This is a genomic window from Absiella sp. AM09-50 (assembly GCF_003433845.1).
Taxonomy (GTDB): domain Bacteria; phylum Bacillota_I; class Bacilli_A; order Erysipelotrichales; family Erysipelotrichaceae; genus Hoskinsella; species Hoskinsella hominis.
On sequence record NZ_QVFI01000018.1, the window covers coordinates 22094 to 41380 of the forward strand.

Consider the following 19287-nt stretch of genomic DNA (forward strand, 5'->3'; position numbering starts at 1 on the left):
AAGGAAACTATTCATTTCCTTGTTCTTTTTCTAATAGCTTATCAAATTCATTTTTTGGCAATGGTTTAGAGAAATAATATCCCTGAGCGATATCACAACCAATGCCCCTTAAAAACTCTAATTGTGCTTTTGTTTCTACGCCTTCCGCAACTGTACGGACATTTAATGATTTATTCAATTCTATAATGTATTGAATAATCTTTTTTTGTTTCTCATGATCTACACCCATATCCTTAACGAAGAAACGATCTAATTTCAGTTCATCAAATGGCAGTGCCTGTAAAACATTCAAAGATGAATAGCCACTTCCAAAATCATCCATCGACACTTCAAAGCCTAATTGATGAACACTTTGAATTGTTTCCTTTAAGATCTCCATATCTTCCAACGCAACACTTTCAGTTACCTCCAGCACGATTGCGGAAGTATCAACATGATGTCGTTTTATGATTTTCTTTATATCTTCCATATAATTACTGCGATACATCAACATTCTTGACTGATTTACATTTATCTGTTTTATACAATATCCTTTAGACTGCCATTCTTCCATGTATGAGAATGCATGATCTAATACATACATATCCAGTTTTGTGATAAATCCATTTTCTTCAAATAAAGGAATGAATTCATCCGGCATAATGATTTTACCATCCATATTCCAACGGACAAGCGCTTCTGCGCCAACAATCTTTTCAGTCACAATATCATGTTTGGGTTGAAGATATACTTCAAATTCATGATTCTGTAGTGCTGTTTCCATTCTTGATTCTATTAAACTTTGATGTTGGGAAGCATTATATAATTTATCATCATAAATATAGATATCACTATTGCTATGCTTTTTACATTCTTTTAATGCCATCATAGCCCGATTGATCACAAGATCAATCGCCTGATTTTGTTCACGTTCATCAAAAATCTTTATTCCACAGGAGCATTGGATATAATAATGCTGTTGCGGATGTAGTTCATAACTGCATATCTTCGCTTTTAGTTTTTCCATGCGTTTTATCAGTGTTTGTTTATCTTGTTCATGCAGCATCAGACCAAAACAATCCGCATGATGACGATAATATAATTCATCTGTCTGGATTTCCTCTTTCAAACATTTTGCGAAATATTTCAAAAAAGCATCTCCAGCCTGATATCCAAATAATTCGTTAATCATCTTAAAGTTTAAAATATCAAGCTCAACGATACTATAATATCGACTTTTCTCTAATAACGCATTTGCCTCCAGTAAAAATTTACTCTTGGTATAAGAATTGGTAAGTTCATCAAAATATGCGATATTTTCTAATATTTTTCGACTACCTAAAATGATTTTATTGATATATTTTAATAAGGCGCTTAATAGAATAATAATTGCGATAATCGCCATGATAGATAATTTGGAAACCATACGTAAATTAGAGGTCAGTACAGAGTTAGGTACCATACTTACAATTAACCAGTCATTAATTCCCAAAGAAGTAAAATGCGCCAGATATGTATTGCCTTGCTGATGATACATGAAAGATCCATCTTCTTTATTTTTCAACGCCTGTTTTGCTTCTTCTAATTCATCCTGACGATCAAAACTTAATTGATATATATTATCATAAGTCTGATTGGGGTCTTCTTTACTTCGTATAACAAGTGCGCCATCACTTTTCACAATTCCCGCAAAACCATTACCTAATGAAGGCAGATCAACAATACTGCGATATATTTCTGAATCATTTACTGCACATAATGCCCCAATAATTTTACCTTTATGATAAATTGGCACTGCATAAATATTAATATATCCATCACCAAAAGAATCTTTAATTGTATCTGTGATGACTTCTTCACCATGTAATGCCTTTTTTACATAATCCATTTGACTTAAATCAACATTTTCTATTCTCTGTCCGCTAATATCCACCATTGTGGTCATACCATCGGTTCTAATAAACCCCATACGCATAAAACGATTCGCATTATTTATTTCTTCAAGAATTCGATACAGATGTTCTGTTTCCACAGCTTCTTCTTCCCCTAAAATTGTGGCCATCCCATCTAAAGTTTCTATATCTCCATGTATTTGACGAAGGATAGAAGCTTTATATTGTGTGGTCATCTGAGCTAAAAATTCATTTGTTTTTGCATTTTGCTGGTCATTGATAAACCACAAACCACTTAAACATAAAGAAATAAGTACAAACGTAATCGTTGCCACCACAAGAATGGAATGTCTGATTTGATTGTCTACCCGTTTCATTTTCTTCCTCCATGTACCTCCCTATTATACCATTTAATTTATCTGAAATGTAGAAAAAAAATATCCTTTTCTATGAATAAAACACATAGAAAAAGGAAAAAGTGAAAATATTCCATATCCTCAACAATTTCCTTTATACACGTAATTTAAATTCATTCTCGCAATATGACATAAATGTTCTATTTGATCAACATCAGTAGGTGGAATATGACAATGATATCGTGGAAAATATCGACTGATATGTAATGGTATATCTTTACTGATTGACGCAATCCATTTTGTCATTTGTTGCATTTCTTCTTCTCCATCATTTCTTCCGGGAATGATCAGCGTTGTTAGTTCTACATGTGTATACGCACTACAAAGTATGATATTTTCTTTGACCAGTTCAAGATTTCCACCTATTTTCTCATAGAATCCAGAAGTAAATGCTTTTAGATCAATATTCATCGCATCAATGTATGGCAATAAATCCATTAGATATTTTGATGTAATCGCACCATTTGTTACCAATACATTTTTAAGACCATGCGCATGTGCAAGTTTTGCACAGTCATAGATAAATTCATAGCCAATAAGTGGTTCATTATATGTATAGGCAATCCCAATATTTCCTTGTTCATCTGCTAAACGCAAAGCTAGATTTACGACTTCTTCTGGTGTCAGTTTTTCATATTCTACATGATTTTCTTGTGAAATGATTGCATTTTGACAAAAATCACAATGAAAGTTACAACCAAAACTACCAATGGATAAAATACTAGAGCCTGAATGAAATTGTGCAAGTGGCTTCTTCTCAATAGGATCTAATGCAAGTGATGTCATACAACCATAATTTAAAGATACAATTTTCCCATCTCTCATACCTCTGGCTTTACAAAATCCTGTTTTTCCTTCTGTTAATTCACATTGATGAAAACACAAATCACATTTCATGATGGCGAATCACCTCAAATCTTTGAATCCTGAAATCATCAGCTTCATCGATACCTGCTTTTGACAAAGCAATGCGTAATTGCTGATCAAATGTATCTACACCTTCTAAATCAGGCAACAATACTCCTCGACGTAATCCATCATCCACAATCACACCATATCGTTTCACATCTAAATCATCATCACAACTTGCTGGTTCAGGATCACCAAGTATGTCCACACTATATTCTATCAAATGCAGTTCTTCTTTTCTGACCGCATGAAAACGCGGATCTCTTGTTCCTGCAGAGATTGCATTTGCGATAATCTCTTCTCCAACATTCTTTTTCATTGGTGCCAAAGTTCCAATACAGCCTCTAAGACGATTATTTATATGTAGAGATACAAATACTGCCTTCGGCATATTCATCTTTTCTGGAATAAAAGCAGATGATAATACCGTATGATAACGAACATAGTGTTCTAAAGACATTTTCGCAAGCGCCACAAAGGGGTCTTTTTCTATATCGATTGCGCAAATACCATATCCCACACCAAAGGTTCCCTCATATGATAAAAACCTTGTACGATAAGCATATTGAGATAAAATACCCGTTAGCATCAGAAAAGAAGGAAGCCCACATTGTGCACATTCTTTTAATACGGATTGATTGATTGTCTGTAATGCATCAAAATCATTTTCTTTCATAATTCGAACGATTTCTTTATCAAACACTGGACCTTCTTCACAATATCCATAAGGACCATCTGCTTTTAATCGATGAGATAAATCCCCACTTGCGATTACAACGATTTTTTGATTCATTTCTTTTATCGCTTTTGCGATGCATTTCCCAAAAGTGACTTGTATATCGATATCCAAATCGCTGACTCCAATTCGTACGATTTCAAAATCATGATATTCTTTTTCAATGAAATACAGAGGTACCATCGTACCATGATCCAGCAGCTGTGCATCATCACCCAATGTTCCCGCTGGTATCTTTGCTATTTGTGCCTCTTTTTCTATTTTCTCAATCAATTTTTTATCATATCTTTCATGAAAACTTACTTGTGATGCATGAAACTGTGAGAAATCTCCTTTTGCTTCATCACCAGATGATATCGCGATATAATTACGGTAACTTGGCGCATGTGGAGAAAATATCAATATAGTATCTGGTCGCAGTTTTGCGATTTCTTTTGCGATTTGTTCATATGCTTGTTTTGTTTTATTAATCTTTTGTTCCTCGCCTTTTCCTATTTCATTTAAAAGAATTGGTGGATGGGGAACCATATATGCAGCTAGTAGCATTGTGATCACCTCTACGCTCATTATAACACTTTCACACAAGTGAAACAGACAAGTTGAAGTTTTATGTCATAAGTTAAGGAGAAATTTTAAGAAAGTAGATATGAAGCACTTGCCTGTTTCATTGCAAAGGATAACATATTTTTTCCCATATGTCATAAAAGTGAAAAATAATTGTTTTTTTTGCGAAAATATTAAAAAAAACTTTAAGAATCTATTAAAAAAAGGTACAAATCGTACCTTATAAATTCTCTAACATAATCTGGCAGCCATCAACTACACAACTCAGTGCATTTTCAGCTACATACACTGGAATTTTTAATTCATCACGCATCAACTGATCCAGGTTCTTTAATAAAGCGCCTCCTCCAGTCAATACCAAACCATGCTGTACAATATCAGAAGCAAGTTCTGGAGGTGTTACTTCCAAAATCGTTTTTGTCGCATGTACGATTTCTCTTAAACTCTGGTGAATATAAGATTCAACCTCATTAGAGTTGATTTCAATTGCATGTGGTAATCCTGTTTCCACATCACGTCCACTGATACTAATTGTTTCCACATTATCACCAGGAATAGCTGTCGCAATCTGTTTTTTGATTTCTTCTGCTGTCTGTTCACCAATATACATTTTCTTCTGTACACGAACATTTTCAATAATATCATGTGTTAAATGATTTCCAGCTGTTTTAATTGATGTAGAACATACAATATCACCTAAAGACAATACTGCGATATCACTGGTACCACCACCAATATCTAAGACCATATGTCCACTGGCTTTGCCAATATCAAGTCCGGCTCCTAATGCCGCAACCTTTGGTTCTTCTTCCATGAACACTTTTTTTGCGCCTGCTCGATATGCACAATCACGAATTGCGTTCTTTTCCACAGATGTAATTTTGGTTGGATGACAAATTAATATCACGTTCTTTTGAAACATTCCTTTTAAATCACATTTCTTAAGGAAATAATTCAACATCATATCTGTTGCTTCAAAATCTGCAACAACCCCGTCCTTCAATGGACGTAAACAAATCATGTTTTTTGGTGTACGTCCTAGCATATCTTTCGCATCAAGTCCTGCGGCAATACATTTCTTTGATTGCGCATCTACTGTAATAATTGATGGTTCATTCACAACAACACCTTTGTTATCTACACAGATCAACAGGTTCGTCGTACCTAAGTCGATTCCGATTTTTCTTGCCATTACTCATCCTTCTTTCTGCTGTTTCCTAAAATTTGCCAATATAAATATACCACAGAAAAAGGGATAAAACTATTACTATTTACTTTTTTGGCATATTCATCCTTATATAAACTTCACAGCTGTACCATATGCAATGACTTCTGCGGCACCACCCATAATAGCACTGGAAGCATAACGGATATTCACAACAGCATCCGCACCCATCGCTTCTGCCTCTTCTACCATACGTTTCGTCGCAAGTGCTCTTGCCTCATTCATCATTTCATTATAAGCTTTTAATTCTCCACCCACTAAAGTCTTAAACCCCTGTGAAATATCTTTTCCGATATTCTTTGTTTGAATGGTACTTCCTTTCACCAAACCTAACATTTCCAACTCTTTTCCTGTAATGTAATCAGTATTTACTAAGATCATCTTCTTCTCCACTCCTTATCTCGTCAATACGTTCTCTCACGATATATACCCAAAGAAACAATAACGCAATCAAAGGCAACCCAATGATAGACGCTACAAATAAGTTGACTTCAATACAAAACACCATGGCGATCCACATCAAAAAGTACCCCGATACAATCACCCCTATCACAATTGGTGCTATCATTTTCTTATTCATAATCGTTTCTCCTCGTCTATATCTTTATGCTTTTATTATGACATGAGTTATTAGAGGAACACAAGCATTATTTGAAAAAGATAGTTACTTTCATCCCTGTTTGTTTATCACCTGTTACTATGGTAGCATATTCTATCAAAAATGCAAAAAAAAGATGACTCCCAAAGGAATCATCTATCTTTATAATTATAAATATAATTATTTGTTCATTGCTTCAGCGATAGCTACAGCAACTGCAACAGAAGCACCAACCATAGGGTTGTTACCCATACCGATTAGACCCATCATTTCTACGTGAGCAGGAACTGATGAAGAACCAGCGAACTGAGCATCTGAGTGCATACGTCCCATAGTATCAGTCATACCATAAGAAGCAGGACCAGCAGCCATGTTATCTGGGTGTAATGTACGTCCAGTACCACCACCAGAAGCTACTGAGAAGTATTTCTTACCTTGTTCGATACATTCTTTCTTGTATGTACCTGCAACTGGGTGCTGGAAACGAGTTGGGTTAGTAGAGTTACCAGTAATAGAAACGTCTACACCTTCGTGATGCATGATTGCAACACCTTCACGTACGTCATCTGCACCATAGCAGTTAACTGCTGCTCTTTCTCCCTGAGAATAAGCAGTTCTTGAAACTTCTTTTAATTCACCTGTGAAATAATCAAACTGAGTTTCTACATAAGTAAATCCGTTGATACGAGAAATAATTTTCGCAGCATCTTTACCTAAACCGTTTAAGATTACACGTAATGGTTCTTTACGAGCTTTGTTAGCGTTACGAGCGATACCGATTGCACCTTCAGCAGCAGCGAAAGATTCGTGTCCTGCTAAGAATGCGAAACATTTTGTATCATTGTCAAGTAACATAGCAGCTAAATTACCATGACCTAAACCAACTTTACGATCATCAGCAACAGATCCAGGAATACAGAATGCCTGTAAACCTTCACCTAAAGATTTAGCTACTTCATATGCAGTTTTTTCACCTTTTTTGATTGCGATAGCTGCACCAGCAATATATGCCCAGCATGCGTTTTCAAAACAGATTGGCTGAATGCCTTTTACGATGTTGTAAACATCAACACCTTTTTCATCACATAGTTTTTTTGCTTCTTCGATGGAAGAAATACCATATGAATTTAATACTTCATTGATTTTATCAATACGTCTTTCGTATCCTTCAAATAATGCCATGATTTTTCCTCCTATTCGTGTCTTGGGTCGATATATTTAACAGCATCTGCATAACGACCGTAAGTTTTCTTAGCGTTGTTTAATGCTTCTTCAGGGTTAGTACCTTTCTTAACAGCATCCATGAAAACACCCATGTTTACATATTCGTAACCAATGATTTCGTTGTTTTCATCTAATCCCATCTGAGTGATATAACCTTCAGCAAGTTCAAGGTAACGAGGACCTTTTAATTTTGTTGAATAAACTGTACCAACCTGAGAACGAGTACCTTTACCTAAGTCTTCAAGACCAGCACCTACAGGTAAACCGTTTTCAGAGAATGCAGACTGTGTACGACCATAAACGATCTGTAAGAACAATTCACGCATTGCAGTGTTGATAGCATCACAAACCAAGTCTGTGTTTACAGCTTCTAATAAAGTCTTACCAACGATAGCTTCACTAGCCATTGCAGCTGAGTGAGTCATACCTGAACAACCTAATGTTTCGATTAATGCTTCCTCGATAATACCTTCTTTAACGTTTAATGTCAGTTTGCAGGCACCCTGCTGTGGAGCACACCATCCGATACCGTGTGTCAAACCAGAGATGTCTTTGATTTCTCTTGAGTAAACCCATTTTCCTTCTTCAGGAATAGGAGCACATCCGTGACTAGCGCCACATTTTACTGTGCACATGTTTTCAACTTCTTTTGAATAAATCATGTCATTTCTCCTTTCTCGTGTCATCCATGATTTTACCAATGTATGCTACTTTCTAAGAAAAAGTTGTAGCCTTGGTCATGCGTATATCTCTACCCTCTATAAATAGAAATATCAGTTTGGGAACTTTTTCACAAGTATTGTAAAATAAGAGTTTTCCCACTTCTTAATTTTAAATCTTTTCCTAGTTCCTGTCAATGCTAAAGGTGTCTTTTATTCCTACAAAAAGCCCAAATGAAAAGGGATTTTCATCCCTTTCCTACTTTACTTTTACCTTACTTTCCCTTTGAGCGACCTCACAATTTTTCAGAATCAGGGAAATCAAGTCTTTCTTTCGGTTTTCTTCATCAAAATAACATTGAAATGGAATGCTCACACCACCATGTGCTACCACTAATATATTTTGATGCATTGCTTCCTCCATAATATCATCGAGAAAGTCATAAACTCTGTGAAAAACCTCATCAATACTTTCCATACCATACTGTACCGGCTTTTCCCATTTCCAGAAATCTTCAAACACAATATCTTTTCGTTTGGCACCTTCAACTTCTCCAAAATAACGTTCTATAATACGTTTATCTTCATGTATTTCCAATCCATAATTTTCATTTATAATACTTGCTGTATGTCTTGTACGCTGTAATGGGGAACATATAATCTTATCGATATGCACTTGTTTCATCGCATCACGTACCTGTTTCGCCTGTTTGATGCCTTCTTCATTTAATGCGATATCACTTTGTCCTTGTAAATAACCAAGCTTATTCCAATCTGTCTGTCCATGTCTTACATAATAAATACTCATTATGAAATCTCCTTGATCAGTTTGCCAACATCTTCTGGCTTATGTGCATCGCTGGCAGTCATAATTTTTACCCCATTGCTTTTTAAAATATCCAGGAAAACTGGGTTTGTGCCCATATCTTCATGACCATAACGATAATGAATACCTGTATTATTTTCCATATATACATCATGTTCTTTCGCAAGCTTTGCCAGACGTTGATACGTTGGTATTAAATCATACGTTGGTTCATAATGAAATAATTTCAATTGATCTGGATGACCAATCTGAGTAAATAAATCACTACAGATCATATCTTCCATAATCTCATAATAACGCTGATATATTGTATTAGTATCATATTTATCCCATAATATTTCGCGTGAAAAACTATTCATATCATATAGTAATGCATCAATGGAATGGATACTTCCTATCACAAAATCATAAGGATACTTCGATAATACTTCTTTAATCAGTGCTTTATCCTTAGGTGCATAACATACTTCCAAACCAAAGCGTACTTCAATTGGCAGATTCATTGCTTTTACTTGACTGATTAGTTCGTGATATGTGCTTAATGGCTCCAGCTTTTTCTTTTCAAACCATTCTTTCTGTTCATTTGAAGCTTCTTTTAATGCGTCATACATAGGCGCAAATTCTATAAACCGATGCGTATGATCAAGGATTTGGATGGTATCCATTCCTGCCTTTACTCCCGCATTCACAAATTCCATAACATAATCTACCGTTAAAGGTCCATTTTCTAAATGCATATGTCCATCAATCATTTGCTTATCCTCCCTTTTTTGCATTTATTATACCATTATATTAACAGTTTATGTTCAATTTGATATAAATTAAAATATCGTTCATATTTCACCAAGCATATTTAAATGTTTTCTTTTCTACATACAAAAAAAAGCTATAGAAAAAAATCTATAGCTTTATGCGATTCTACATCTTATCTTCATGTTTTCCCTTATTTAACAAAAACATTCCATCTGTATCATCCATAGAATCATGGTGTTTTTTATTAAATCTAAAAAACCGGTAGATAAGTAATAATATAATGATGATAACAATCAAAAGTGCTACTGTAATCCATAAATCCATATTATTCGCCTCATTCCAATATATTGAAAACAAGTGCTCACAAACTTACCTAGTGACTACATTCCCTTTTTTATCAGACAATTTTCCAATTGGTTTATATCCGCAATCATTCACCTCCTATATCAGCATCCAACCCCTGGATCTGATTTTTGATATTATCATTTTACTCTTTGATAACTTCAATGTAAATAACATTATCCTTACATTTTTATAACATTTATTTCACAATGTAATATCATAAAATAAAAAGCACAGGTTTATTTTCCTGTACTTCTTTACAAGCCCATGAAACCGCTAGGCTTTTTTGGCATACCAATCAAAGGATTTTCCATCAGATCAATATCATCATTTTCTGTTAATTCTTCTTTTTCTAAAGGAATTGCAATTCCTTCACTAATCAAACCAGCATCAATCATAGAACCGATCATATCTGTATATTCCATAATATCTTTATAACTTGTACGGATAACACCATCTTTATCCTGTAGTAAAGAAACACGAATTTTATTTTCAAATTGGCCATTCGCAATGGTAACAATCATGTTTCCTATGGTTTTATTATAACGAATAAATCCTGTATCTGTACGTTCATAACAGCGAAATCCAAAACTGCGTAAAAAAGACAAAGCATCATCATTTTTGATTTTCATTCAAATTTCCTCCATTATCTTATGCTTTATGTTACGATATGCATTTAAAAAAATATGGTGATTCATCATCATCCAAAAATAGAATTTACCTTCTATATGTTTATTATACATAAAGTATTGACGTTTTTAAAGGATTTTGACAAAATCTCTTAAAAAGGATGAAAAAATATCATTTTATACATATATTCCCCAAAGAAAAGGCTGATTATTCAGATATTTTCTAAAGATAACCAGTCTTTTTCTTTATTTATTATTTATTTTCCAACTGTTGTTGTAAGTCTTTGAATGTATCACAAGTTAAGATAAGTTCAATGATTTTATCCAATTGTGAAGGTGTTATAGATGATAACCATGCAGAGGCATCGTGATTATATTTTTTTATGATCAGTTGTTTTACAATCTTTAATTGACCTTCCAGAAGTCCTTCTTTCTTACCTTCTTCTCGCCCTTCTTCTAGAGCTTTTTTTCTATCTTCTTCATTTTTGATTCTTGCCGTTTTTTCAAGATACTTCTCACGTAATTCTGCTTCTTCAATTCGTTGTGCCATTGTCCATACTTCTTCATTTTGTTTCATATCATCATATTTTTTCATAATCGCATCCACCAACTTTCCTGTGTTTATTGTATCACAAGGTTCGTTGTGTTTAAATAGGTAACATAACTTTTCGAAATCATTTAAGTTTTCTACACCTTTTTCCTCTACAATGCGGTCAATCACATTCAAATTGACATATGTACGATTGATCAATGCATTCTCCTGTTCTACTTCACCTTTCTCATTGCGCATCACATAATGATTGATTAACTCGTTATTCCTTTCTGCCGCTTCACCTGTAAAGAATGTTAAGATAATCTGATATTCAGGTTGAATGACATCATAGTAATTTCCTGATTTCAACTGCATACTTAAATTTCGTGCGCCATAAAATTCCCAGCGATTAAAATCTACATCTTTGTATTGATTTTGAATTTCAATATTATGGCGTCTGCCTTGATCATCCGTTGCCACAACATCCATAACGATACGCTTTAAGCCAAATTGTTCAGGAAGGATTTCTGAATTTACTACTTCAGTATGCACGATATTAAATCTGTAATGTGTTGCGACAGTACAGAAAAAATTACGCAGAAGATTAGAAGTAGCATCTTCACCCGTTAAACTAAATTTTATAAATACATCATTGGTAAATGAAACAGGTGAATTTTTATTCACATCCACATCTTTCTTTTCAGCTAAAACATTTAACATTTCTTTCTTTTCCAAATTTGTTATAGTAGCTTTTGTTTTCTTTAATTTTTCTTTTCCCATAGAGGTCCTCATCTTTCCTAGGCATAAGTGCCTACATGTATACATACGTATTTTTCATATGAAAATCCTAAATTATTTTCGAAAAAGTAAAAATAACCTATTTATAGTATATAGCAGTATAATATTCATTCATATTATATATAACTAGTAAACTTTTTTGATCAAGTTTTACTAAAATATTCGTTTTATTTTACTAAATTCATTGACATTTACTAAACTGACGATTATATTAATGGTAGAGCTTACATCAAAAAGGAGAGATTAACTATGATCGATAAACTAACAAAACAGTTTCAAGAATTATTCCACACGGATGGAGAAGCTTTCTTTTCTCCAGGACGTGTCAATCTGATTGGCGAACACACAGATTACAACGGCGGCATGGTATTCCCATGTGCCATCACTTATGGTACTTATGCGATTGCCTCAATGCGTGATGATGAAGAAGTCCATTTCTTCTCCAACAATTTTAAAGATTTAGGTGAAATCGTATGTAATATCAACGATTTACATTATGATCAACAGGATGATTGGACAAATTATGCGAAAGGCGTCATCTTTTATATCCAGGATAAAGGCCATACCTTCACAAAAGGATGCAATATCTTAGTCGAAGGAAACATACCAAATGGTGCTGGATTAAGCAGTTCAGCTTCTTTGGAAGTTTTGACAGGTACGATTATTAATGAACTATATCATCTGAATATTCCTATGCTCGATATTGTGAAAATTGGTCAGGAAGCAGAGAATAAGTTTGTTGGCATGAATTGTGGCATTATGGATCAATTCATTATTGGTATGGGGAAAAAAGATCATGCGATTGCCCTGGATACTGCGACTTTAAACTATACGTATGCCCCTGTTCGTTTAAACGATGCCAGCATTGTAATTATGAATACATGCAAACGCCGTGGACTTGCGGATTCTAAATATAACGAAAGAAGAAGTGAATGTGAAACAGCTTTAAAAGAATTACAGAGCAGAGTCGATATTAAAAATCTATGCGATTTAAATGTTGAACAATTTGATAAAGTAAAAGATGCAATCCAAAGTGAAGTTAGAATGCGTCGTGCTAAACATGCTATTAGTGAAAATCAGCGTGTAAAAGAAGCCATTACTGCACTTGAAAAAGATGATATCACAACCTTTGGTAAATTAATGAATGCCTCTCATATATCCCTACGTGATGATTATGAAGTAACTGGTATAGAGCTTGATACTTTAGTCGAAGCCTCATGGAAACAGGATGGCTGTATTGGTGCCCGTATGACAGGTGCTGGTTTTGGCGGATGTGCTATCGCTATTGTAAAAAATGATGCCATTGATGCCTTCCAAAACAATGTCAAAGCGGAATATTTGGAAAAAGTCGGATATCCTTGTGAATTCTATATCGCATCTATTGGAGATGGCGCAGGAAAAATGGTAAAATAAAGCTATAAAGAAAGCAGGTAAAAAATATGAACAAAGCTATTAAACGTTTAGTAAACTTCGGCCTGGCACACCAGCTGTTAAAAGAAGAGGATGTCATCTATGTTACCAATCAACTGTTAGACATTTTACAGTTACATGATTATGAGGATGTTGATGTTGAAAGTGAACAATTAACAACACCACAGCCAATTCTAGATGATATGCTTGCGTATGCTATCGAAAAAGGTATCATTGAGGATACAATCGTATCCAAGGACTTATTTGACACACGTATCATGAATGCATTAATGCCACGCCCAAGCGAAGTTATCGCAAAATTTAGAACACTTTATAAAGAGAGTCCAAAGAAAGCCACAGATTATTATTATGACTTATCTCGTGCCAGCAATTATATGCGTACGGATCGTATCGCAAAAGATCTTCACTGGGTCACGGAAACCAAATATGGCCCTATTGATATTACAATCAATCTAAGCAAGCCAGAAAAAGATCCAAAGGATATCGCAAAAGCAAAATTGCTGCCACCAAGCAAATATCCAAAATGTTTGTTATGTAAAGAGAATGAAGGCTATGCAGGTACCCTTTCCCACCCTGCCAGAAATAATCACCGTATCATTCCTGTGATGTTGAATGGTAAACGTTACTTCTTACAATATTCTCCATATTCTTACTATAATGAGCACTGTATCGTATTTAATGAAGATCATATTCCTATGGTGATCAATGAAAATACTTTCCGTTGTCTGCTTGATTTTGTAAGACAATTCCCACATTACTTTATCGGTTCTAATGCCGATCTTCCAATTGTTGGCGGCAGTATTTTAACACATGATCATTTCCAGGGTGGTAATTATACCTTTGCGATGGAGCGTGCTTCAATGCTGGAAGAAATCAAAAGTGAAAAATATCCAGGTGTCAGCTATGGTCGTGTCATGTGGCCATTAAGTGTTCTTCGTTTACGCAGCAGGGAAATAGAACCATTAATACATTGTGCAACGGATGTATTATCTAACTGGAAAAACTATAGTGATGAGTGTGTAGGTATCTTATCTCATAGTGAAGATACACCACACAATACCATTACACCAATTGCCCGTAAAAAAGGTGAATTCTATGAACTGGATCTGACATTAAGAAACAATCGTACAACAGAAGAATATCCAATGGGTATCTTCCATCCTCACGCTAATCTTCACCATATCAAAAAAGAAAACATTGGTCTGATTGAAGTTATGGGACTTGCGGTATTACCTGCAAGATTAAAAGGTGAACTTGCACAGATTGAAGAATGTCTACAAAATCAGAAAGCATTACCAGAAGCTTTACAAATTCATCAAGACTGGTACAATCACCTTTCAGCCACCTATCAAGATACGCCAAAGGAAGAACTTCATACAATCATTCAGAATGAAGTTGGTCATATCTTTGAACAGGTATTAGAAGATGCCGGCGTCTTTAAACAGGATGAACAGGGACAACAGGCATTTGAAAGATTTATGCATACAATTGAGGAAGCATAATGAAACAAGTCGCAAGTTATCACGAAGCACCGGTTTATGAATATACAATTGAAAATAAGGTACTAAAAATCCATGTATTAAACTTTGGAGGAACCATCTCTGGCATTTATTTTAAGGAAGATCATACCAATATGGTTGCCTCTTTCCTAAACAAACAGGACTATATCGATCAGGGCGGGCCATATTTAAATGCTCTGGTTGGTCCTGTGGCAGGAAGAATCGCTTATGGAAAATATGAAATCAATGGTGTAACACATCAGTTAAGTATCAATAATGGTGTCCATCATTTACATGGTGGTGAAAGTGGAGTCAGTAAAAAATTATTTGATATTATACAGCTTAATGATACCAGCTTACATCTTCATTTAGAAACCAGTCATGAAGAGGATGGTTATCCTTTTGGCACCTATATATATGATATTGATTATATATTAAACGATCATGATTTTACTATCAAATATCACTGTACTCCACCAGATGTATCTTTACTAAATATGACCAATCATCTATATTTTAATTTAGGTGGGATGAAGGAAGATATTACCCATCATCTATTGAAATTACCTTCCACAAAAAAATGCCGTATTGAAAAGGAATGCCACCCTAGTTGTATTGAGCCAATCATCAAGGGCAGTGCATTTGATTTTTCTTCGCTTTCAGAAATCGAACAGAATCTAATCATAAATGATCCTGAATTTGAAAACACAAAATATTATGATACTCCCTTCTTGCTTGATGAAGGTCATATCATCTTAAAAGATCCTCACATCGCGCATCGTTTAGATATCCTAACAGATCAAAGCAGCGTAGTTGTATATACTGCCAACTGGTTTGATGAAAATCAAATATTTGAGAGTGGGATGAAGGGGCATGCTTTATGCAGCATCGCTTTAGAAACGCAGGATATTCCTAATGGTATCAACATTGAAGGATGTCATCCTCATCAAATCTATGATCCACAACATCCTTATACACAAACAACGACATATCGTTTCACAAAAGAATAGACAGGGGTGAAGTAAATGGCAACAATCAAAGATATTGCACAAAAAGCAAATGTGTCCAGTGCTACGGTTTCCAGAATATTGAATGAAGATGATACATTAAACGTTCCAGAATCAACACGTAATCGCGTCTTTCAGATTGCCAGTGAACTTCATTATGTAAAAAAAGGCAAAAGCAAACGAACGGAGAAAGCATTGACCTTTGCCATTGTACAATGGTATTCATTAAAACAAGAATTAGAAGATAGTTATTATTTTACCATTCGTATGGGTGTGGAACAGTATTGCAGTCGTCATGGCATCGCATTAAAACGAATCTTTAAGGATGATTTGAATATTGAAGAAAACCTGAAGGATGTGGATGGTATCGTATGTATTGGAAAGTTTTCCACAGCACAAATCAAAAAGCTATCTCATTATCAAGAAAATATCATCTTTGTGGATATGGAAGTACAGCCACTAAAAGAAAATTGTATTGTCTTAGATTTTTCCACAGCGATTTATGATGTCTTATCCCATCTTCATGATTTAAAACATCAGCATATCGCCTATCTTAGTGGCAAGGAATATACACAGGATGGCAGTCTATTTGAAGATCCAAGAAAAAAAGCCTTCCTACAATATGCAGAAAGCTTTCATTTCAAAACAACCATCCTCGAAGAACAGTTTTCTATCGAAAGCGGTTATCAAATGGCTAATCAATTATGCGAGCATTTAGATGATATCACAGCAATTGTATGTGCAAGTGATCCAATCGCATTGGGTGTTCTTCGCTCATTAGAAGAACATAGCATCAAAGTTCCCCAGGATATGAGTGTTACCGGATTTAACGATATTAGTGCTTCTGCCTACAGCAATCCTCCACTTACCAGTGTTCATGCGCCAAGTGAAACCATGGGAGAATATGCAGGAGAATATTTACATCATCAAGCTGGTAAATTAAAACGCCTTCCTGTGAAAATCGTATTACCATGTACCCTAATCAAACGAGCAAGTACAACGCATCGTTAAACAAATGCACAGCCCATTCAGACTGTGCATTTCTTATTTATTTTGTTTCTTTTGAATAATCAATATCTTTATTTAATTCATATTTATCTACCCAGGCATTAAAATCTTCTTCCTTAGATAAATCGTTCTTATCAATATCGAAATGATCTACAATTTTTCCATCTTTTACATAATATAGATCTGGTGTCGCTGTCATATCTGGGAAATAAACCCGAATATCTGCTAGTAGTTTTTTTAATTCTTCATCCGTCAAGATTTCTTTATCAATAGATAAATCATATATTGTCACATCATGATCTGGAAGATATGTATCTAACATCGTTTTAAATGCTTTACAATATCCACATTCTGGCTGCGTAAATACTAATACAAATGTTTCTTTATTTTTCATTTTTTCCTGCATCTGTTGCAGATTTATATCAATTAATCTTTCCTTTGGTGAACACCCTGTCATAAGCAGTGTCAACACACACATTGCGATACACAAATATTTCTTCATATCGTTACCTCCAATAATACGTTAAGTATACGACATTTCTTCTCAAATTACAATTTCAAATCCGTTGAGAATCCTTGTAAAGGATATTAATTTTCTATCCATGGATGATCCAGCAGATCACATGCCATCATAACACATGAGCGACAACATTTTTTCTTGCCATTGATCAACGTTTGATCACCCTTCTCTAAAATATCTTTACAATTCACAGCTTTAATTTCCTTTTGAAATGCCTGAATAATCGGCTGAATATGAGCATATGTTTCTAGCTTGCCATTTGGCATATGCTTCATATCTCTGCATTTTCGATAACTTTCCACTATCGTTAATCCACTTAATGTTCCACACATATACCCCATATGTGCAAAACCTCCACCAAAGCCTTCCGTTAAACGAAATAACAATTCTTCATCAATGCCTAAATCATCCGCATATGCACAAGCAACTGCCTGCGCACAATTATACCCCTTTTCAAAATTTGTTATTGCCTGTATTTTGTGATTCATCCCTATTTTCCTTTCATCCTCAATGATTCAATATTATCCACAGCATGTTCCACACAATGGATACAACATAAACGTTTTCCATCTTCTGTACCTGGTTCTCCATGTTTTAAAATATCAAAACAGTCAATATATCCGTTTTCTTCTTTAAACGCTTCAATCATTGGTTTAATCACCGGATACGTATCATTTTTTACCGCATTGATTGTTTTCATATCTGGTGTACACAAATAGCTTGATACAAGTACCATTGCACTACAAGCACCACATGTATGACCATAAAAACTCATGCCTTTACCGAAGCCTTCCATCAAACGAAATGCCTGTTCCTCACTCATATTTAATTCTTCCGCATACGCACAAGCAATTGCCTGCGCACAATTATAACCACTTTTATATTTGTTTACTGCCAATTCTTTTTTATCCATAGTCATCCTTCTTTCTTATATTTTTACCTTTCTTATCATATCACATATCCACCACATAGAAATTGTAAAATTTTGTGATATTTAAAACTACAATGAAACATTGAAAAAGATCCTATACTAAAGGACCTTTTCTTCTTATATAAATGTGTAATTTTTCTTTGGATCTAATATCTCATTAATTTAAAAAGACGCATGCATTGATAACATAGAAATGGAATATATAAAGGTAAGATACACGTGACAATATTTACAGTTACACTGATATATGTCCAAAAATAATCACCTTGCGCAAATGTATTTTCTATCTCATTCCATGGTGTATAAAGCCCTGCAAGTAATGGTATATTTTTCGTCACTGAACAATATATTGAAAATAAAACAGTAATGAAAAACAAAATCAAAATATACAATCTCAGTTTAAACAACTGCTTATACATCTCATGTTTTCTTTTGATATCACTTTCAATACAATAATCAAAGTTATAGGGAATAAAATAGTAACACCATTTCCCTTTTAGCTGATCTGTGCGATAAAAAGAATTTTTTAATTGTTTCACCATACGACAGACACTATGAAAATCTTCATTCTTTATTTCTGTGATTTCATCAGCCATTTCATCCAGCTCTTGTTTTTGTTTCTCATCCGTAATATAAGCAATATAATACTGACCTTTCAAAGATGTTTCTTCAAATTCATATGCATGGATGCTTGTACTTGTTAGAAGATAGCCTTGATTTAGTTGTTCATTTAGAAATTGCATTTCTTTTTCCACATCAAAATAATTTTTATTTTTTCGTTTGATCATCATATATACCACCTGCCTTCA

At 34.5% G+C, this 19287-nt stretch carries 21 protein-coding genes; 4 read left to right on the forward strand and 17 right to left on the reverse strand.

Annotated features, from left to right (window positions below):
• Positions 1-7 precede the first annotated feature (7 nt).
• From DW114_RS14340 to DW114_RS14395, 13 genes are all read right to left on the reverse strand, one after another.
• The gene (locus DW114_RS14340; RefSeq protein ID WP_117454425.1) at positions 8-2248 is read right to left on the reverse strand and encodes an EAL domain-containing protein; all 2241 of its coding nucleotides are present in this window, start codon (positions 2246-2248) and stop codon (positions 8-10) included.
• A 120-nt stretch (positions 2249-2368) separates the two neighbouring features.
• The gene (gene amrS / locus DW114_RS14345; protein ID WP_117454426.1) at positions 2369-3184 is read right to left on the reverse strand and encodes an AmmeMemoRadiSam system radical SAM enzyme; all 816 of its coding nucleotides are present in this window, start codon (positions 3182-3184) and stop codon (positions 2369-2371) included.
• Positions 3174-4478: an AmmeMemoRadiSam system protein A gene (amrA, locus tag DW114_RS14350; RefSeq protein ID WP_117454427.1), complete on the reverse strand. Its 1305-nt coding sequence runs from the start codon at positions 4476-4478 to the stop codon at positions 3174-3176. Before amrA ends, amrS begins: the two co-directional genes overlap by 11 nt.
• A gap of 238 nt (positions 4479-4716) precedes the next feature.
• The gene (locus tag DW114_RS14355; RefSeq protein ID WP_117454428.1) at positions 4717-5688 is read right to left on the reverse strand and encodes a rod shape-determining protein; all 972 of its coding nucleotides are present in this window, start codon (positions 5686-5688) and stop codon (positions 4717-4719) included.
• A gap of 102 nt (positions 5689-5790) precedes the next feature.
• The gene (locus DW114_RS14360; protein ID WP_117454429.1) at positions 5791-6102 is read right to left on the reverse strand and encodes a YbjQ family protein; all 312 of its coding nucleotides are present in this window, start codon (positions 6100-6102) and stop codon (positions 5791-5793) included.
• Positions 6083-6301: a hypothetical protein gene (locus tag DW114_RS14365; protein WP_117454430.1), complete on the reverse strand. Its 219-nt coding sequence runs from the start codon at positions 6299-6301 to the stop codon at positions 6083-6085. Before DW114_RS14365 ends, DW114_RS14360 begins: the two co-directional genes overlap by 20 nt.
• Before the next feature lie 198 nt (positions 6302-6499).
• Positions 6500-7501 (reverse strand): GGGtGRT protein, encoded by a 1002-nt coding sequence (locus DW114_RS14370; RefSeq protein ID WP_117454431.1) that lies wholly within the window; start codon positions 7499-7501, stop codon positions 6500-6502.
• Positions 7502-7512: 11 nt separating this feature from the next.
• Positions 7513-8205, reverse strand: a complete 693-nt coding sequence (locus tag DW114_RS14375; RefSeq protein ID WP_117454432.1) for an iron-sulfur cluster assembly scaffold protein — start codon at positions 8203-8205, stop codon at positions 7513-7515.
• 256 nt (positions 8206-8461) lie between these two features.
• Positions 8462-9010, reverse strand: a complete 549-nt coding sequence (locus DW114_RS14380) for a histidine phosphatase family protein (protein WP_117454433.1) — start codon at positions 9008-9010, stop codon at positions 8462-8464.
• The gene (locus DW114_RS14385; protein WP_117454434.1) at positions 9010-9780 is read right to left on the reverse strand and encodes a histidinol-phosphatase HisJ family protein; all 771 of its coding nucleotides are present in this window, start codon (positions 9778-9780) and stop codon (positions 9010-9012) included. The genes DW114_RS14380 and DW114_RS14385 overlap by 1 nt, the downstream gene beginning before the upstream one ends.
• 166 nt (positions 9781-9946) lie before the next feature.
• On the reverse strand, positions 9947-10105 hold the full coding sequence (locus tag DW114_RS21305) for a hypothetical protein (protein ID WP_158552327.1): 159 nt from the start codon (positions 10103-10105) through the stop codon (positions 9947-9949).
• A gap of 275 nt (positions 10106-10380) precedes the next feature.
• Positions 10381-10755, reverse strand: coding sequence for a hypothetical protein (locus DW114_RS14390; RefSeq protein ID WP_117454435.1), 375 nt, complete (start codon positions 10753-10755; stop codon positions 10381-10383).
• A 250-nt stretch (positions 10756-11005) separates the two neighbouring features.
• A complete protein-coding gene (locus tag DW114_RS14395; RefSeq protein WP_158552326.1) occupies positions 11006-12064 on the reverse strand; it encodes an Rpn family recombination-promoting nuclease/putative transposase in 1059 nt (352 codons plus the stop codon).
• Positions 12065-12331: 267 nt separating this feature from the next.
• On the opposite strand from DW114_RS14395, the gene DW114_RS14400 reads away from it, so the two are divergent.
• The 4 genes from DW114_RS14400 to DW114_RS14415 are packed head-to-tail and all read left to right on the forward strand — an operon-like array spanning position 12332 to position 17030.
• Entirely contained in the window at positions 12332-13495 is a 1164-nt protein-coding gene (locus DW114_RS14400; RefSeq protein WP_117454437.1) for a galactokinase, read from the forward strand.
• A 26-nt stretch (positions 13496-13521) separates the two neighbouring features.
• Complete coding sequence (galT, locus tag DW114_RS14405) at positions 13522-15015, forward strand: UDP-glucose--hexose-1-phosphate uridylyltransferase (protein WP_117454438.1); 1494 nt, start codon at positions 13522-13524, stop codon at positions 15013-15015.
• Entirely contained in the window at positions 15015-16022 is a 1008-nt protein-coding gene (locus tag DW114_RS14410) for an aldose epimerase (protein WP_117454439.1), read from the forward strand. The genes galT and DW114_RS14410 overlap by 1 nt, the downstream gene beginning before the upstream one ends.
• A gap of 15 nt (positions 16023-16037) precedes the next feature.
• On the forward strand, positions 16038-17030 hold the full coding sequence (locus tag DW114_RS14415) for a LacI family DNA-binding transcriptional regulator (RefSeq protein WP_117454440.1): 993 nt from the start codon (positions 16038-16040) through the stop codon (positions 17028-17030).
• 37 nt (positions 17031-17067) lie between these two features.
• Here DW114_RS14415 and DW114_RS14420 read toward each other — a convergent pair whose 3' ends face one another.
• From DW114_RS14420 to DW114_RS14435, 4 genes are all read right to left on the reverse strand, one after another.
• Entirely contained in the window at positions 17068-17529 is a 462-nt protein-coding gene (locus tag DW114_RS14420) for a thioredoxin family protein (protein ID WP_117454441.1), read from the reverse strand.
• A gap of 86 nt (positions 17530-17615) precedes the next feature.
• Positions 17616-18035 (reverse strand): C-GCAxxG-C-C family protein, encoded by a 420-nt coding sequence (locus tag DW114_RS14425; protein WP_117454442.1) that lies wholly within the window; start codon positions 18033-18035, stop codon positions 17616-17618.
• Positions 18036-18037: 2 nt separating this feature from the next.
• A complete protein-coding gene (locus DW114_RS14430) occupies positions 18038-18460 on the reverse strand; it encodes a C-GCAxxG-C-C family protein (RefSeq protein ID WP_158552325.1) in 423 nt (140 codons plus the stop codon).
• Positions 18461-18624: 164 nt separating this feature from the next.
• Positions 18625-19269 carry a DUF2812 domain-containing protein gene (locus DW114_RS14435; RefSeq protein WP_117454444.1) on the reverse strand — a complete coding sequence of 215 codons (645 nt, stop codon included), beginning with the start codon at positions 19267-19269 and terminating at the stop codon, positions 18625-18627.
• Positions 19270-19287 lie beyond the last annotated feature (18 nt).